The organism is bacterium (assembly GCA_035527515.1).
GTDB lineage: Bacteria > B130-G9 > B130-G9 > B130-G9 > B130-G9 > B130-G9.
Map to the genome: position 1 here is coordinate 26,247 of DATLAJ010000042.1, position 14,956 is coordinate 41,202.

The following is a 14,956-nucleotide window of genomic DNA, read 5'->3' on the forward strand; positions in this document are numbered from 1 at the left end:
AGCCAGCTGAACTGCTCACTTGCGGAGAGCCTGAGGATGTGCACGTTTTCAATAGATGGCGTCATTCTGAGGATCGTGCTCGGAAGTGAGTTCGACGCACGATTGACCGTTCTAACCCGAAGGTTTGGCCGCCTCAGCCTCGTAGCGAGGCGCCTGAACCGGCCCAGCGGATTGCGCGGCTCGATAGATGCTCTGAGCATATCCCATTGTTACGTCAGGCGCATGGGCAAGTCCGGTATGTTGAGGCTTGAGGAGTGCGAGAGAGAACTCTCTTTCCCCGAGCTTGCAGCTGACTATGTGCGGTTTGTCTGCGCTTCCTATGTGGCCGAGTTTCTGCTCCTTGCTGTCCCTGAGGAAAGCCCCTGCCCAGAGCTCTATGACCTTCTGCTTCAGGCTTTGGACTGCCTGCGCAATTGCGTTGGCTCTGTCGCGGTAGCGCTTGCGGCCGAGCTCAAGATGCTGGACGCGATGGGCTTGGCACCCTCGCTGTCGCAGTGCGTCCATTGCGGCCGAGCTGCTGAGGCAAAGCGTGCGCGTTACGTGGTCGAGGCGGGCGGGATGGTCTGCTCGGATTGCTGGTCAAGGCGCAAGGCCGACTACGAGATGAGCTCGCCGACGGCATTGAGCCCGGGCGTGCTGGCATTTGCCAAAAGGGCGATTCTAAGCCCGATTAGCTCGCTCAAAAGGACACGCATAAGCCGACCGCTTGCCCGCGAGCTACTGCATCTTTCTGCCCGCCACAAGGCCTATCACCTCCAGCTTGAGCTCAACTCCGCACGGCTGCTCAGGGCATCTGTTCGCCTACACTAGCGGATTTGCTCGCGCTTGCCGCAATCATCTTTCAGGGCTTACGGTGCCACGGCTTATCCGACCTGTTTGCAGCCAAGAGTGGATCTATATGTGCTGCAATCTGCCTATGCTCATTCAAGTAGAAGTTGACATCGCTGTCGCTGGGTTGGCGCCCCTTGTAGCGTGCCTCGTAGGCCACCTTAGATAAGTCTCGATACTGAAACCAAATCGGCTCAAGCCGGTTCTTTGGATTCTCGATATACTTACTCCGCTCCGGGTGGCTCTTGAGCTCCAAGCCATCGCACTGCAAAACGAACAGATCCACTAAGTGCACGACTGAATAGAAGATTGCTGTCGCCTGCCATTCAGTGTATCGCTTCGTGACATCTGATTTCCTGACGTCTTCCACGAAGTGGAGGTTGCGCTCCGATATGCTTCTATGATTGATCGACAGCCCTAATTCCTTTCACCATCTCCATCCAAAACGACTACAGTGAAACCGGCGGTCCTGTAATCTTCGAGCGCCAAGGCAGTTGCGTGGAACTCCACCTGAACGAAAGCCTGAGCGTCCTCGACCTCCGTCATTGTTTTCACAAACTCGAAATGCTCCTGGGCTGCCATCTTCGGAGCGTAGAAGTCTACGTAGAACGTGTTCCCCTCGAGCTTGTAGCAGACGGCATGGATTGTAGGGAACATCTCTGCAACCTCAACCACACGAGCGGCTAGTCGCGTTGCCTCGTCTTGGACCGGGGTTTTCTTAACCCCGGTATGTTGTTGGTTCTGCAGCTGCGCTTTCACAATTTACGCCTCCATTAGAAGCGGCTGGATGCTAGCATTTGGGAACTTCATAAGTTTCTCTAGTAATACGATGCTCAGAATGCAATCGAATGTCAACGAGACACCCCACACTGGCTCCACACATCTTGCCCCATAAACGCGTTTTCGCCAGCCTATTTGAAGCTGAAGGTCGCCACCGACAGGTCGCCTATCAGCTCGAAATCGGAGCCCTGCACACATAACCCCGCGAACAGGGTGTATTGCCCAGTAGGGATTGGACTGGCCAGCGGGAGCGTAAGCAGCGTGGTCGGCGGGATGTATAGGCCCTGGGTCAGCGTCAATGAGATCGGGGTCGGCCAGGTCCCGAAGCTCGGGAAGTAGTAAAGGGTATCGTCGCCCGGCAGATAAACAGCCGCATAGGCATCGACCGCAACCGCAGGGCCAGGATTGCCCAGCGTGTAAACAACCCAAATCGTATCACCTACCCGGTACTCGGCTCTGTCAGTCGTAACTGCTACAAACGCCGTGTCGTCCTGAGATACCGAGCCTGAAAGCACTATCTGCTTGTCCGGCGTGTTGGGATCGTTCGAGCCGATCGTCAAATGGCCTGGCATCTGCTTATCAACTCCGGAGAAGTAGAAGACGTTCAGGCCGAGCGACTCGGCGGGCGCGAGCGTGAACGACCCAGGCCCCACGAAGTAGAACGGATCGCCGCTGGTCTCAACTGCATCGACAATTAGGTCGGCATTGCCATCGTTGCGGACCACGAGCTTGAAGGTCCCCACGTTGCCGACCTGTAGCGCGCCGAAGTCGTGAGATTCATCGGAGACCCACAGCGTGGGCTCCGGTGCCTGGGGCTGATACATCGTGGTGGAGCAGGGCATGTTCCCGACAAGCTCCTGGTTGCCAGCCTGGTCCACCGAAACTGCCTTGAACTCATACAGGCCCACACCAGCAGAAAAGGAAAACACGAAGGTGCCCGAGCCAGCCTGGGACACGAGCCCGGTGTCGATCCACACCAATCCACCAGACAACCGATATAGGAGCCTCGTCTCAGCGACGCCGCCTCCGGTGTCCGTCGTCGTGAAGCTGACTTCTACGGACGGGTTCGAAGTTGATTCCGGCGACTCGCATGATGTCTCAGGCGCCAAAGTATCGAGCAGAATCGAGCAGTCCGGCGTCACAGGCGCAAGCTCCCTGTTGCCAGCCTTGTCGGTCGCTATCGTGTAGAGCTCATACAAGCCGTCGCCATCCTCGGACTCGAAATCGAACGTGCCGGATGACTCCTGCGACGAGTATCCTGCCGGCGTAACCAGCCCATGCTCGTGTGAGTAATAGAGGTCAACCGAGGCAATGCCGCTGAGCGTGTCCGAGGCGGTGAAGCCGATGGGGAACCGAGATTGGTTCGTGAGGTTGTCGCAGCTCGCGGTCGAGGCGGGCATTGCGGTGTCAACGATCGTCCGGCAGTCGGGCTCTAGAGTGAGCGGCTCCTCGTTGCCAGCCATGTCACGGGCACGGGTCGCGAAGTAGTAGTAGCCATCGCCATCCTCGGGCTCGAACGTGAATCCGCCCGAGGCCGCGCTGACGGAAAGCCCCGTGTCCTCCCACGGGCCCTCGTCGAACTTGTAGTAGAGCGAGACCCTGTCTATGTCTGACGCGCCGCCGCTCGCCGTGAACGTTACTATAAAGGCCTTCGTTGCGAACATAGGGCTTTGACACGTGGAATCTGGGACAATGGTGTCGAGAACCAGACTCGTGTCCGCCTCGTCTTTCCCCGGCTCCATGTTGCCGGCCATGTCCTCACTGATGGTGTAGAACGAATACACGCCATCGCCACTTGAAAGCGCGACATGAAACTCGCCCGTTTCGCCCTCAGCGGTAAGGCCAGTGTCCTCGAAGCCCCCGCTCTCGTAGCTCATCCAAAGCTCTGTTCTCCGAACGCCGCTCGTCCCGTCGCTGGCAGAAAACGCAATCGTTACCGCAGTTGAGACGACTAGCTCTGGCGCCGTGCACGTTGATGATGGCGCGTGGGTATCAACGATCGTCCCGCACGTGGCCGAGGCCCCCGTGCTCTCGTGATTCCCCGCAACGTCAGTCGAGAGCGTTCTGAAAACGTAACCGCCATCGGCCGGCGTCTTGAAGCTGAACTTGCCGTCAAACCCCTCCTCGACGCCGGGCAGAACCACCCATTGCCCGCCATCTAGGCTGTATTGCAGCTTTGTGAAGACCTGGCTGGAAAGCGCATCTTCCACCTCAAACAGGACCTCGATCTGCGACTGCGTGGCATATTCTGGCGCAACGCAGCTCGAGCTCGGCGGTGTCGCGTCGAACGTCGTGCCCGAAAGGGAATGCGTGGGATCGCCGTTCGAGTTGCTAGCGAGGTCTTTGACCTCGACCCAGAAATCGTAAGCCCCCTCGCCGGAGTTAAAATCAAACTGTAGGGTGCTGCTCTCCGGCCCGCAAGCGATCTCCGTCGCGTGCCAGTCGCCTTCATCGAATTGATACCACAACGATGCGCCAGCGAAGCCGGACACCAAGTCCGTCGCATCAAAGTTGACATCTAGCGTGCCGGCGCTTGCCCATGCGAGGGTTGAAACCGTAACGACAGGCGCCGTCCAATCGACCACCGTGAGCGTCTCAGGCTCGGTTGGAATCTGCTCAATGTTGCCAGCCGGGTCCTGAGCCACGGCGGCGAACCCCCACGTTCCCTCCTGGGTCGCGAGGCCGAACTCGAAGGCGCCGATTGGGTCGGATTTGCTTTGAGAATACGTCCAGCCGCTGTCCCCAAACTGGTAGTAAAGTTCAACGAGCGCGACGCCAGCGATGTTATCCGACGCCTCGTATTGAATGGCGATAGTTGATTCGCTCACGTAGTCCGGCGAGTCGCTCGTGGACACGGGTGCAGTAACGTCATAGATGGTCGTTGCGCAAGCTGCGCCCAGCGATTCGGCGTTGCCCAAAGCATCAACCGCCACGACGCTGAATGCATAAGTCCCTTCCGGCCCCGGAAAGTCAAACGAAAATGCACCGGACGGGGTCCCCTCGAGGGTCTCGAACAGAACCCACGCACCACCATCCATTCTGTAGTAAAGCGAGGCGCCTGCAATCGCCGAGTGCGCATCACTAGAGAAGAACCCGACCGTGATCGAGGAGAGGGTCGCATATTGAGGCGCATCGCAGGTTGTGTTCGGAGACGTCGTGTCAACGAGCGTTACCGAGTCAGGACTTGCAGGCTCCTGCTCGCGGGTCTCATCGTTGTTAATGGCGATGGTGAAGAACCCGTAATGGCCGTCTCCGAGCTCGGCCGCGAACTCGAACGTTCCTGCCGCCTCGTCCGCTACCAGCCCGCTATCCTGTGCGTCGCCATCCTCAAACACGGACCAGAGCTCTACCTGTTGCAGCCCGCTCACGCCGCCGCTTGCAGTATATGACACAAGAACACTCGTCTCGGTCGTAGCCGCCGCGGAGGAGCAGCTCGAAAGGGGCATATCCTCATCGAAATAGGTCGAGCAGTCGGCGGCCGCAGGGGTCTCCTCAACGTTGCCAGCAAGGTCCGCACAGACCGTCACGAACCGATATGTCCCCGCGCCATAGGGAGGAGAGAACGAGAAGCTGCCTGACGTTCCCGTCGTGAAGAGGCCTGAATGCTCCCAATCACCGGCATTGAAGCTGAACAGCAGTTCGGTCTCGGAAACGCCGGAGAGAGAATCTGCTGCCTCGAACCCGACCGCGACCGGCGTCTCGTTTGCGACGTCGGCTGAAGTGCATAATGATTGAGGCGCCGTGGCGTCGAATGTGCAGGTTGCGTCGGGGCCGGCTGGGGGCAACTCCTGATTGCCAGCAGCGTCGGTCGCCGTTGTATAAAACGCATATTGCGCCTCCCCGGATGAGCAGGGAAACTCAAACGTTCCCGACGTTCCGGCCAATGAAAGGCCCGAATCCTGGAAGTCGCCATCGCCGATGCGATACCAAAGTCTTGTCGAGGCGATTTGCGAGCTCTGGTCGGATGCCAGGAAATCAACATCTATCGTGCCCACCGTGGAGTAGGCCGGAGACGTGCAGGACGAGCTTGCGGGGACGCTATCGACGATCGTTACGGTGTCCGGTGTTGCTGGAGGGGCCTCCTCGTTACCGGCTAGGTCGAGCGCCCTCGTGTAGAAGCTGTATAACCCATCACCGGCAACGGCGCCGAACTCAAAGGCTCCCGAGTCCCCCTCATTGGGCTCACCCCACTCCGAGTAGGACCCGCCCTCGAAGCTCGCGAACAGAGTGGTATGGTTGACCCCGCAGCCCGCATCGCTGGCGGTGAACGTTATCGTGAACGTCGTCGAGCCGATAGCAGGGGAAGCACACGTCGAGCTAGGAGCGGACTGGTCGAGCACGGTTACCGCGTCGTGGCTAGCGGGTGGGTCCTCTACGTTGCCCGCCTTGTCCTCGGATATGCTGTAGAAGTAATACGCGCCCTCGCCCTGGTCCGCTACGTAGGCGAACTGCCCCACGGTGCCCTTTTCCTCAAGGCCAGTGTCCTCGAATTGCCCATCCTCGAATTTGGCGTAGAGCTTCGTGTTCTCAATGTTCGTGCCGGGGTCGCCCGCCTCAAACCAAACAGTAATGGACCCGGACGGGCTGCACCCGGGCGCCGTGCAGAACGACTCGGGCTTTGCTGTGTCGAATATGGTGAATGTGTCGGAGCCTTGGGGTGGCCCCTCTGTGTTCCCCGCAACGTCCCTCGCTATCGTATAGAAATAGTAGTTGCCGTCGCCTCTGTTCAGATGAAAATTGAAAGCTCCCGATGTCCCCGTCTCGTCCTGTCCGGTATCGTTCCATGCCCCACTATCAAACTTATACCAGAGCCGCACGCTGTCGATGCCAGACTTGGCGTCCGAGGCGGTATATTGGATCGAGATGTCGAGCTCCTTAGAGAGCCTCGGGGCTGTGCAGGATGATTGCGGAGGCACGGTTTCCACCTCGACCTGAACGTCGGCGCTTCCGGGCGCCGATTCCTCGTTACCGGCCAGATCGGTAGCGATTGTGTAGAATGAGTAGGCGCCGTCCCCCGAGGGTGGCGTGAAGGAGAAAGTGCCGGACTCACCTGTTGCGGGCTCGCCGAACTGTTGCCATGAACCGCCCTCGTAACGATACCAGAGGTAGGTCAGGGCGACCCCGCTGCCGCCGTCGCTGGCCGTGAAGTTCAGCTCAATGATCGTTGACGCCCAGTCAGGCCCTGTGCAGCTCGACGATGGGGCGGTAGCGTCATAGACCGTCTGTGTATCAGCCTCGGCCGGCGGCTCCTCGCGATTGCCAGCCGTATCAGTCGCTATCGTGTAGAAGTAATAGACCCCCTCCCCATACGGCGGGCTGAAGTTGAACGTCCCGGCGTTGCCGCCGAGCGAATCGCCCGAGTCAGTCCACCCACCCGACTGATACTTGTAATAGAGCTGGGTCCTCAGGACGCCGCTCCCAGTGTCCGAAGCAGAGAAACTGACCGCTATCGGGCTACCTGAGTACTCATCGCACCAGCACGTCGATTCCGGAGGAGCACCATCCACTGTCGGCCCCGAATACGTCCCACTCGCCGGCAGCCTGGCGCTCTCACCCCGCCCATCGTCGAAGTAGAAGTAGTAGTTGCGCGTTCCGCTGGGCAGCAGCGTCTCGTATCTATAGGTCCCGTCACTTTCAGAACCCGTTGAAAGCGACATCTCGTGTGGCGCACCATCGATATAGACATCCTTCGTGTGCGCACCGTCACCGTCCACGTCAAAGTAATCGACCGAATACGTAAACGTGTCTGTCTCATCTCCAGAATCAGGTGATACGCTCCCGTTTGAGAGCTCCGGCGCCTCGTTCGAGCCGGCCCCCGTCACCACAAGCGCGTATGGCTGAGGCCCGACCGGCACGTTGTAGGCCGACACCGTAATCTGATATGTGCCTGGGTCGGGGCTGTCGATCTGCACACACTCAACCACATTCAGCCTGTCGTAGGTGCCACCCGAGCTGGAGCTCCCGCCAGCATAGTTGTTCCCCTTGAACATGGTCGAATCGGGCGACTCGACCGTGAGATCGAGGTCATTGACGAGATTAGTGCTCGCAGACAGCGACGAGCGATAGTCCGTCCACACGAGAGTTACCTCGAGCTTGCACCCGCCCTGCGACTTCACCTGGTAGCTATCGCTCTGACCCGTTGAAAGCCCCGGGGACACGTCATTAGCCTCCAGTGAGCATTGGTCCCCAGCGAAGTAGAGCGCATCGTCCAGAAGGATGCGCCCCCAGCCCTGGCCCGTGCTCGGGATCGGGCCGTCCGTGTAGTTGCCAGACATGTCCCTCGCTGAGTTTACGAGAGTAGCCTTGAGCAGCGCGGCGCTTGGCACGAAGCCGTCGGCTGCGTTAGACGTCCCGGACGGGTAATAGCCATCGACGTAATACTGCCTAACAAGGGCCGCCAATCCCGCCGTCGTTGGGCAAGACATGCTCGTCCCCTGCATATACCGCAGCCCGCAATTGTACGTATAAACGTTGTAGTCCGAGGCCGCGGAGTGAACCGACTGTCCCGGCGCACACACAGTCGGATTCATCCGCCCGTCCTCGGTCGGGCCGTTGCTGCTGAAGGATGCTACGTTCTCAGGGTCCTGAGCGGTGTAAACGTTCTGCGATGCACCCACTGAGACAAGGTCCTTGGCAGTCGCAGGCGTCCCAACGGTGTGCTCGTTCGGCCCGTCGTTGCCAGCCGCGAACACAATCAGAAACGAGGGATTGTCCCACATGAACTCATCGACGTCCTGAGCATACGAATCGTAACCGTTGTAGCCACTGCCCCAACTGTTAGAGTGAATCCTAGCTCCCGCGTTCCTGGCCTGACCGAACAGCGTGTTCAGGTTGCCAGGCAGCCCATCAAGGGACCCGCCGCTAGCTACATCCTGAATGACTAGCTTGGCGCAGAACGCCATCCCGTCCCCTGTGTCATAATGCCCAGGGGTGGCAGAATCGTCCCCAGCAATTGTGCCCGCACAGTGAGTGCCATGCCCGTAGTCGTCCCAGTCCCCGTTCCCCGCAAGATCGTAATAGACGATCGTCTTGCGCTGGCCGTTGTTGATGCTCGAGCTCGGCAAGCCCTCCGAGGCGTCGTAGAAAAAACACATATCGGCATCAAGCCCCGTGTCGGAAATGCCGACTATCTGCCCCTCGCCGTGGATACCTTTGTTCCACACGGGTGTGCTACCTTCCGAGAAGGACTGGCATATCCAGCAGGAGTTCTCGTTCAGAAGAACCGGCTGCCAATATCGCTCGATCCAAATAACGCTCGGGCGCCTCGCCACCTCAGTTGCGAATTGATATAAATCGTCCAACCACACCTTCACCCTCAGCCGCTGCGTGGTCTTGAACACCGAATCCCCCACGACCTCGACTCGCGCCTCGCTCGAGGCAACCACATCGGCAAGACTGTCGAGCGATTCGCGCGTCTCACCGAACTGCTGAATCGTGATCTCGATGAAGTCCTCGGCATCAGAGGTCGCGTCCAACAGACTGGGGCTTACCTTGAAGGCTGGCTGATATAGCCCCGCCCACACGGCCCCGAACGTGCCATCACGAGGCCAACGCGACACCATATCCCAGCTGCTATCCCCCATCACTGCCAGGTAGGCATAATCCGGCAGATAGCCCACTATCTTTGCGCCAGCATCAACCAACGCTTCCCTCTGCTCGTAAGCGACAGGGCCCGAAAACTGGACGATGTAAAGCCCCTCAGTCCCAGGCAGATATGAAGCAAGCAGCAACTCGTCAGGTATCCCAAGCGCATCAAGCTCGCCCGGGTCAAAAGTCAGAAGCCGCAGCCTAAGAACCGGCGGCTCAGTAGTTTGAGGCACGATTGCCATCGATAGAATGTAGGCCGCAAGACAGAGCAAAACGGTAAGCAGCACCTTCTTCAACATCTAAGTTCTCCTCCACGATTAAGATGATCAGGCCAGAATCAATACTCCAATATTACTTGCGATAAGCAAAAAGTCAGGCTTTTTATGCCCGAGGAGTTCTCGTAATCACTCGATGTCGGCGCTTTGATGCTCGCAGTCTGGGCTTGAATTAAGGGTCTTGCGCTACAAAACCTCAACAATCTGAGAATCGGCGTCGATGGAATTCGACGGCCATGCCTGAATGCCCTGACGGGGCATAATTTGAGTAGCCGCAGGTGCAACCTGCGGATCGAAATGGGCGACAACCAAGAAATCCCCTCTCCATCCGCCAATCTCAAAGCGATTGGCGGATGGAGAGGGGAGCTAGGAACAGTGTCGTCGGCTAGATACCCCGCGTTCCACACGGGGCTACTCACGTGGCCCCCTTTCAGGGGACTCAAGCAATAGCCACCAGAACTCAATCCCACCTTTCCCATACCCTGAAGCCCGCCATATAGCCACATACCCGGTCAACGAGCACAGGGAAATACGAAAACTCCTGCCGTCTCTCATCTGCGCAGATGCTTGTGCAAATCGCGCACGCACTTGACGAGGCGCTCAATCATGATAGCTTTTTGCACTGAATAGAGCGGATGTGTTTAGCGTGCGTGATTATTGAATACATTTGGGCTAGATTTTCTGGATAGAGCTTGTCCGAGGACTGATTACACAAAATGCGCTTGAGGGTCCCAATGCGAAGAAGTTTTCTAAAAGCAGCCGTGCTCCCCTCAATTGCCGTCCTGCTCGGAGCATATTACCTCCTGTTTGAGCGGCCCGAGCCCAAAGCGACTCAAGCGCCCCCTCCCTCCTTGCTCATATTCCCTGGCCTCTCGCCGGAGCACATCTCAAGAATAGAGCTGCGCACCCCCGACGTAACGCTTGATGCGGTCAAGCGCGAGGGCAAATGGGTGCTCAGAAGCCCGCAGAAAGCTCCCGCCAGCCAAGCCGAGATAGAGCGCCTCATCTCAATCCTCACCAGCGCAGAATACACCAGGAAGGCACGATTTGATCAGATCGGCGGCGATCTTGCGCAGTTCGGCCTGACGAGCCCAAGCCTCATCATCTCTGTTCGGTCGGACGAGCCATCGAGGCAAGAGCGCCCAGCGCGGATGATACGCTTCGGCCACCTCTCGCCCTCGGGAGCAGTGGTCTATGCCATTGCGGCTCAGGGCCAGGAGCTGCTTCTCATTGACGCAGATGTCGTCAACCGTCTGAAATACTTCCTGTTTGTCCCGCCGCTCGGCCGCGGCGCCCGGAGCTGACGGTCAGCTCTTTGCTGTGCACCTTTGCACGCCGCACCACTTCTGAAACACCGCCTCACAGATTGATCGTTATCCTCTTCCACCGCAGCGGACCAAGAGCGTCGCCGGTTGTCGCGTCAAGGAACTGTGCGCCCAGCAAATAGGAACTGCCGGAGGGCCGGAAGAGCTCGGCCTCGCCAATCGGCAGCTCGAATACCGCCGAGAGCGGGAAGTAGAAATGAGGCGGAAGCGACAGAGGCAGCGAGAACTGGTAGAGCTCGTCATCTTCCTTACGGTATGCCGCTAGAAACAGCTTCGTATCGACCCATTGATCCTGCTGGTTGTCAGCGCCGAGCATGATCGTCATTGTTGTTGCGCCTGGATCGTACCGGTACCTGTCTGTCTCTATCCGAAGAAGCGGATATGGCGCGGGCTCTTGCATAAACTTGGACACCCGGCAGCTCCCAAACGCCTCATAGGAAGGCGTGCCTGCCACCGGGATGTTCGTGATGGCCATATAGGCGACATATATCTCATCGGTCGGGCCGACAGCGATCCTAGAAGCTTCATACCACTGCTTAGCATCAGGACCGAGAAACGGCGGCGGCGGCGAGACGCCCCAACCGACGTCGCCCCAGGCCAGCGTGCTGAACCCAGCGCCGTCCCAGCGCCTGAAGTAGATGCTATTGACCGGGCCGGGCGTCCAGCAGAGATTCAAATTGCCAGCGCTGTCCGTGGTCATATCCCGGAATGGCAGCGTCGAGCTTGTGTGGGTAGTCTTCCAGGAGCTGCCATCCCAAGTTGCATAGCACATGTGCTCGGTATAAGTGTCGGGGCCAGTAACGATCCCTCCGATTACGGTAATGTGTGGGTGCCCCTCGTTGTCAACCACTATTCGCGGCTGAGTAGTGAAATCGAGCTCTGGGAATATCTCCTGCCCATCAACCTGCTGCCACGCTTCGCCGTCCCAGAACTTGTAGAAGACCTGCTGGGCATCGCCTTGCCAGACTACGTGCGGGAACGCCCGGTTGTCCAGAGCAAGATCGAAGCGGGTGGTGTCAATAATATTCTCGCAGTCGCCGGCCATGCCCTCGCCCTCGTCGCTGCCGGCAAGCCCATGAAGAGACTCCCCATCGAAGATGGAGTAGTAAAGATATCTGTGCGTCTTCCCATCAAGGTCCGTGATCAACTTAATGTAAAGAATGTGGAGCCTCGAAAGGCCATCAACGGCGACCCTGAACGCGCCGGTCTCAACGCGATTGAGCTCCGGTGAGAAAATGGTCTGCCATCCCGACCCGCTCCAGGAGAAAACCTGAAGCACCGTCTTGGATGTGAGGGCGTCGAGGGCGCAAAAAAGCACCACCGGCCAGCCGCTGGGCAGAACCGTGATAGAGCACTTCTCGCCTATACCAAGGTCGGTCGGGCCATCTGCCTCCGGCAATCCCCGCCAGTTTGAGCCGTCCCAGAACGCGTATTTGATAATCGAGCTCGGCGTCGCAGTGGGGCCGTCTTGCAGAGGAGACGCCCAGACGACGTGGGGCGTCCCGCCCGGGCCCACAGCGATATCATAGTCATTGTTTTGAATGATCCGGCCGCTTATTCCATCTGGGACGTCGCTTGCGCCCAGGCCGCCCCAATAGCCCGCCGAATGCTCCTGGCCTGCCAAGCACAAGCCAACCGAAAGCACCATCAGCGCCAAAACCGCCAAACAAACTAGAAGTGTCACGCAAATAGGGAAAGTATTCGCTTTCATAGCCTAACTCGTCCTCCTTGAAAACACCCTCAAACGATTCACGAAAGAAAACACAAGCAAAAGGCCGGGGCGCGGCCTTGTCAACTACCGAAACTGGTTACGGGACGCCGAAACCCAAACGGGTTGCCTGACAGTCAGCATGTGCGCTGCAAACGACCTTCAGGTCAATCGTATGCCCAGAGCTGACGCTCAACTGTCTGCTGAACTCCTGCACTCCGCACCACTCTGAAAGGCCGGCGGTCATTGTCCCGGCCGTTGTCCAGGGAATCTCCGTGTCGTACCTCCAGTACAACGTTAAGGTCCCGGGATCGTGGTTACAGTCGCAGTTTTCCGCCATGATGTGGTATGCGTAAACGGTAAACGTGGTCGTCCCCAGAAGGTCCTTCAACATAGGACCTGTAGCTATCCTCTTGATGCACTCGTCAGTCGTTGCCGCAAACACGAGCAGGGCAATGAGCGCTACCAGTCCCACAAGAGCCACAACAATCGCAAGTTTCTTCTTGGTCAAAGTTCATCACATCCTTTCATGAAAAGAGTCCTGGAACGCTAAGTCTCGTTGCGCCGCGCCCCAGCCATTATCAATGGTAAGAAAAAGCGAAAGAGATTGTCAAGCTGTTTTTTGTGCGCAACAACGTGTTTTGACTCCACAGATCGCTTTACAAGAAGATCGGCTCGTAATAGCGCTGGACGATCGTGTCCCATTGATACTTCTCGAGCGTCTTCGCCCGGCCGGCCTTGCCCATCGACTCGCGCAGGTTGAGATTCTCGATAAGGGGGCAACTCTGGGTCAGAAGCGGGGGACTACGATCTGGGATGCGATTTGTTATAGACCTTTCTGAGCCGCTCTATATTCGTGTGAGTATAGACCGAGGTCGTGCTGATGTTCTTGTGGCCCAGAAGCTCCTGAAGGTGTCGCAAGTCCATGCCAGCCTCGTAAAGGTGCGTGGCGCATGTGTGGCGCAGTTTGTGCGGGCTGATCGACTTTGAACTGCCGGACAGGGCGATGTATTTGTGCACGATTTTGTTAACGGACCTGGTGGAAAGCCGCGTTCCGGCCCTGTTGAGAAAAATCGCCTTCTCTTTCGGGTCTATTGGCCCCTTATAGACGCCCGAAGGGCGCGAGCGGGCCTCAAGATAGTCCCGCAACGCATCTGCCGCCGGCCTGCCCATGGGCACAAGCCGCTCCTTGGCGCCTTTGCCAAGAACCCTAATCTCCCGAGCCCCCAGGTTAATGTCGAAAAGTGAAAGACCACACAGCTCCGCAACACGAATCCCCGTGCTGTAAAGCATCTCCAGAATGGCTCTGTCCCGATAGGCGAAGAAGTCCCGCCCTGCCCCGACCGCCTCGATCAGTGCGAACGCCTCATCCACGGTCAAGAACACCGGAAGTTTCTTCTCAGCCTTTGGGCCGGTTACTAGGTCCGCGGGGTTATCCTCTACCCCCTCGGTGCGGCAGCGAAACCTCAGAAAAGCCCTTACCGCGGCGAGGCGCCTTTGGATTGTCTTCTTCGCATCGCCTTCGTAGAACCTATCAGCTATGAAGTCGCTGATTTGGGCCGGCTTCAGGCCAGCGAGCGAGTCTTTGACTACTGAGATTCCCTGTTGTCCAGACCCACTCGTGCTGGCAGGTCGGGCTGTCTTTCTTGCGAGCAGGTAACGCACAAAGCTCTGGACATCCGCAGAGTAGGCCCGCACCGTGTGCAACGAGTAGCCGCGTGTTTTCAGATAGCGGCCAAATCGCTCCACTTCGTCAATGAAGGTCTTCAAGTCATTTTAAGCCAGCGAAAAGTTCCAATCGCGGGCCTGCATCACTTGCCCCGCAGTGGGACGAGCTGCCAGTGCGGCTCCTCCATGTAGAAGCTGTGAGTTCTGTTGACCAGCCTGACGGTTGCGACTTTGTGAAACTTGGGGTCGTCGTGCGACCTGAACTCCGCCTGGACCCAAGCGTCCTCGGTCAAGTAATAGTTAGAGACTGTTGTGCGGGGCTTTTGGCTGACGCTGAGCACCTCGAAGTCGATATCCTTGACTGAGACACGGACGGGGTTACCGAGAAGGTCCTCCTCCGTGGTCATGAGTATCTTGTGCATATCAGCGCCGTTGCCGCATTTTGCCATCGCCTGTTTGTTACTCTCGTTATATGCCTTAACATAGGACCTAAGCGCAGCCCCAGGCGTGCCATAGGGTTTCTCGCTACACCCCACAAGCACCACCAGAATGGCACAAAGGACACAAACAGCGATCGACAACTTTCTAAACATCATACACCTCCTTTAGGGTTAGCTGCCGCGTGCCACGCCTAAATAGTGCAATGCGATGTTACTTTACATTATATGATATAACGCACACCACTAAAAAATACAAGCCTTCAGTACATAATGCCCACAAGCACCAGCGCGGAGCAAGCTCGCCGCAGGCTTTGGCCCCCCGAGCAAGCATAAGTCGCCTAATGC

The 14,956-nt window shown here is 57.9% G+C and carries 9 protein-coding genes; 2 read left to right on the forward strand and 7 right to left on the reverse strand.

Annotation, left to right across the window (positions count from 1 at the left end; genetic code table 11):
• Positions 1-36: 36 nt before the first annotated feature.
• Complete coding sequence (gene recO / locus VM163_02845; GenBank protein ID HUT02812.1) at positions 37-810, forward strand: DNA repair protein RecO; 774 nt, start codon at positions 37-39, stop codon at positions 808-810.
• A gap of 31 nt (positions 811-841) precedes the next feature.
• On the opposite strand, the gene VM163_02850 is transcribed toward recO, so the two are convergent.
• The 3 genes from VM163_02850 to VM163_02860 all read right to left on the reverse strand — a co-directional run bounded on the left by VM163_02850 (position 842) and on the right by VM163_02860 (position 9,494).
• The gene (locus VM163_02850; GenBank protein ID HUT02813.1) at positions 842-1,198 is read right to left on the reverse strand and encodes a hypothetical protein; all 357 of its coding nucleotides are present in this window, start codon (positions 1,196-1,198) and stop codon (positions 842-844) included.
• A gap of 47 nt (positions 1,199-1,245) precedes the next feature.
• Positions 1,246-1,587 (reverse strand): hypothetical protein, encoded by a 342-nt coding sequence (locus VM163_02855; protein HUT02814.1) that lies wholly within the window; start codon positions 1,585-1,587, stop codon positions 1,246-1,248.
• Positions 1,588-1,739: 152 nt separating this feature from the next.
• The gene (locus tag VM163_02860) at positions 1,740-9,494 is read right to left on the reverse strand and encodes a S8 family serine peptidase (protein ID HUT02815.1); all 7,755 of its coding nucleotides are present in this window, start codon (positions 9,492-9,494) and stop codon (positions 1,740-1,742) included.
• A gap of 710 nt (positions 9,495-10,204) precedes the next feature.
• Here VM163_02860 and VM163_02865 point away from each other — a divergent pair.
• Complete coding sequence (locus VM163_02865; protein ID HUT02816.1) at positions 10,205-10,774, forward strand: DUF4340 domain-containing protein; 570 nt, start codon at positions 10,205-10,207, stop codon at positions 10,772-10,774.
• A gap of 55 nt (positions 10,775-10,829) precedes the next feature.
• On the opposite strand, the gene VM163_02870 is transcribed toward VM163_02865, so the two are convergent.
• From VM163_02870 to VM163_02885, 4 genes are all read right to left on the reverse strand, one after another.
• Complete coding sequence (locus VM163_02870) at positions 10,830-12,506, reverse strand: hypothetical protein (GenBank protein ID HUT02817.1); 1,677 nt, start codon at positions 12,504-12,506, stop codon at positions 10,830-10,832.
• 97 nt (positions 12,507-12,603) lie between these two features.
• A complete protein-coding gene (locus tag VM163_02875) occupies positions 12,604-13,014 on the reverse strand; it encodes a hypothetical protein (protein HUT02818.1) in 411 nt (136 codons plus the stop codon).
• Between the two features lie 293 nt (positions 13,015-13,307).
• Positions 13,308-14,273, reverse strand: coding sequence for a site-specific tyrosine recombinase/integron integrase (xerA, locus tag VM163_02880; protein HUT02819.1), 966 nt, complete (start codon positions 14,271-14,273; stop codon positions 13,308-13,310).
• Between the two features lie 41 nt (positions 14,274-14,314).
• Complete coding sequence (locus VM163_02885) at positions 14,315-14,767, reverse strand: hypothetical protein (protein ID HUT02820.1); 453 nt, start codon at positions 14,765-14,767, stop codon at positions 14,315-14,317.
• Positions 14,768-14,956 lie beyond the last annotated feature (189 nt).

Bases quoted from the DNA above. Each gene is read 5' to 3' on its own strand.
- recO (HUT02812.1), top strand. From the start codon at position 37: ATGTGCACGTTTTCAATAGATGGCGTCATTCTGAGGATCGTGCTCGGA.
- VM163_02860 (HUT02815.1), bottom strand. From the start codon at position 9,494: ATGTTGAAGAAGGTGCTGCTTACCGTTTTGCTCTGTCTTGCGGCCTAC.
- VM163_02865 (HUT02816.1), top strand. From the start codon at position 10,205: ATGCGAAGAAGTTTTCTAAAAGCAGCCGTGCTCCCCTCAATTGCCGTC.
- VM163_02870 (HUT02817.1), bottom strand. From the start codon at position 12,506: ATGAAAGCGAATACTTTCCCTATTTGCGTGACACTTCTAGTTTGTTTG.
- VM163_02885 (HUT02820.1), bottom strand. From the start codon at position 14,767: ATGATGTTTAGAAAGTTGTCGATCGCTGTTTGTGTCCTTTGTGCCATT.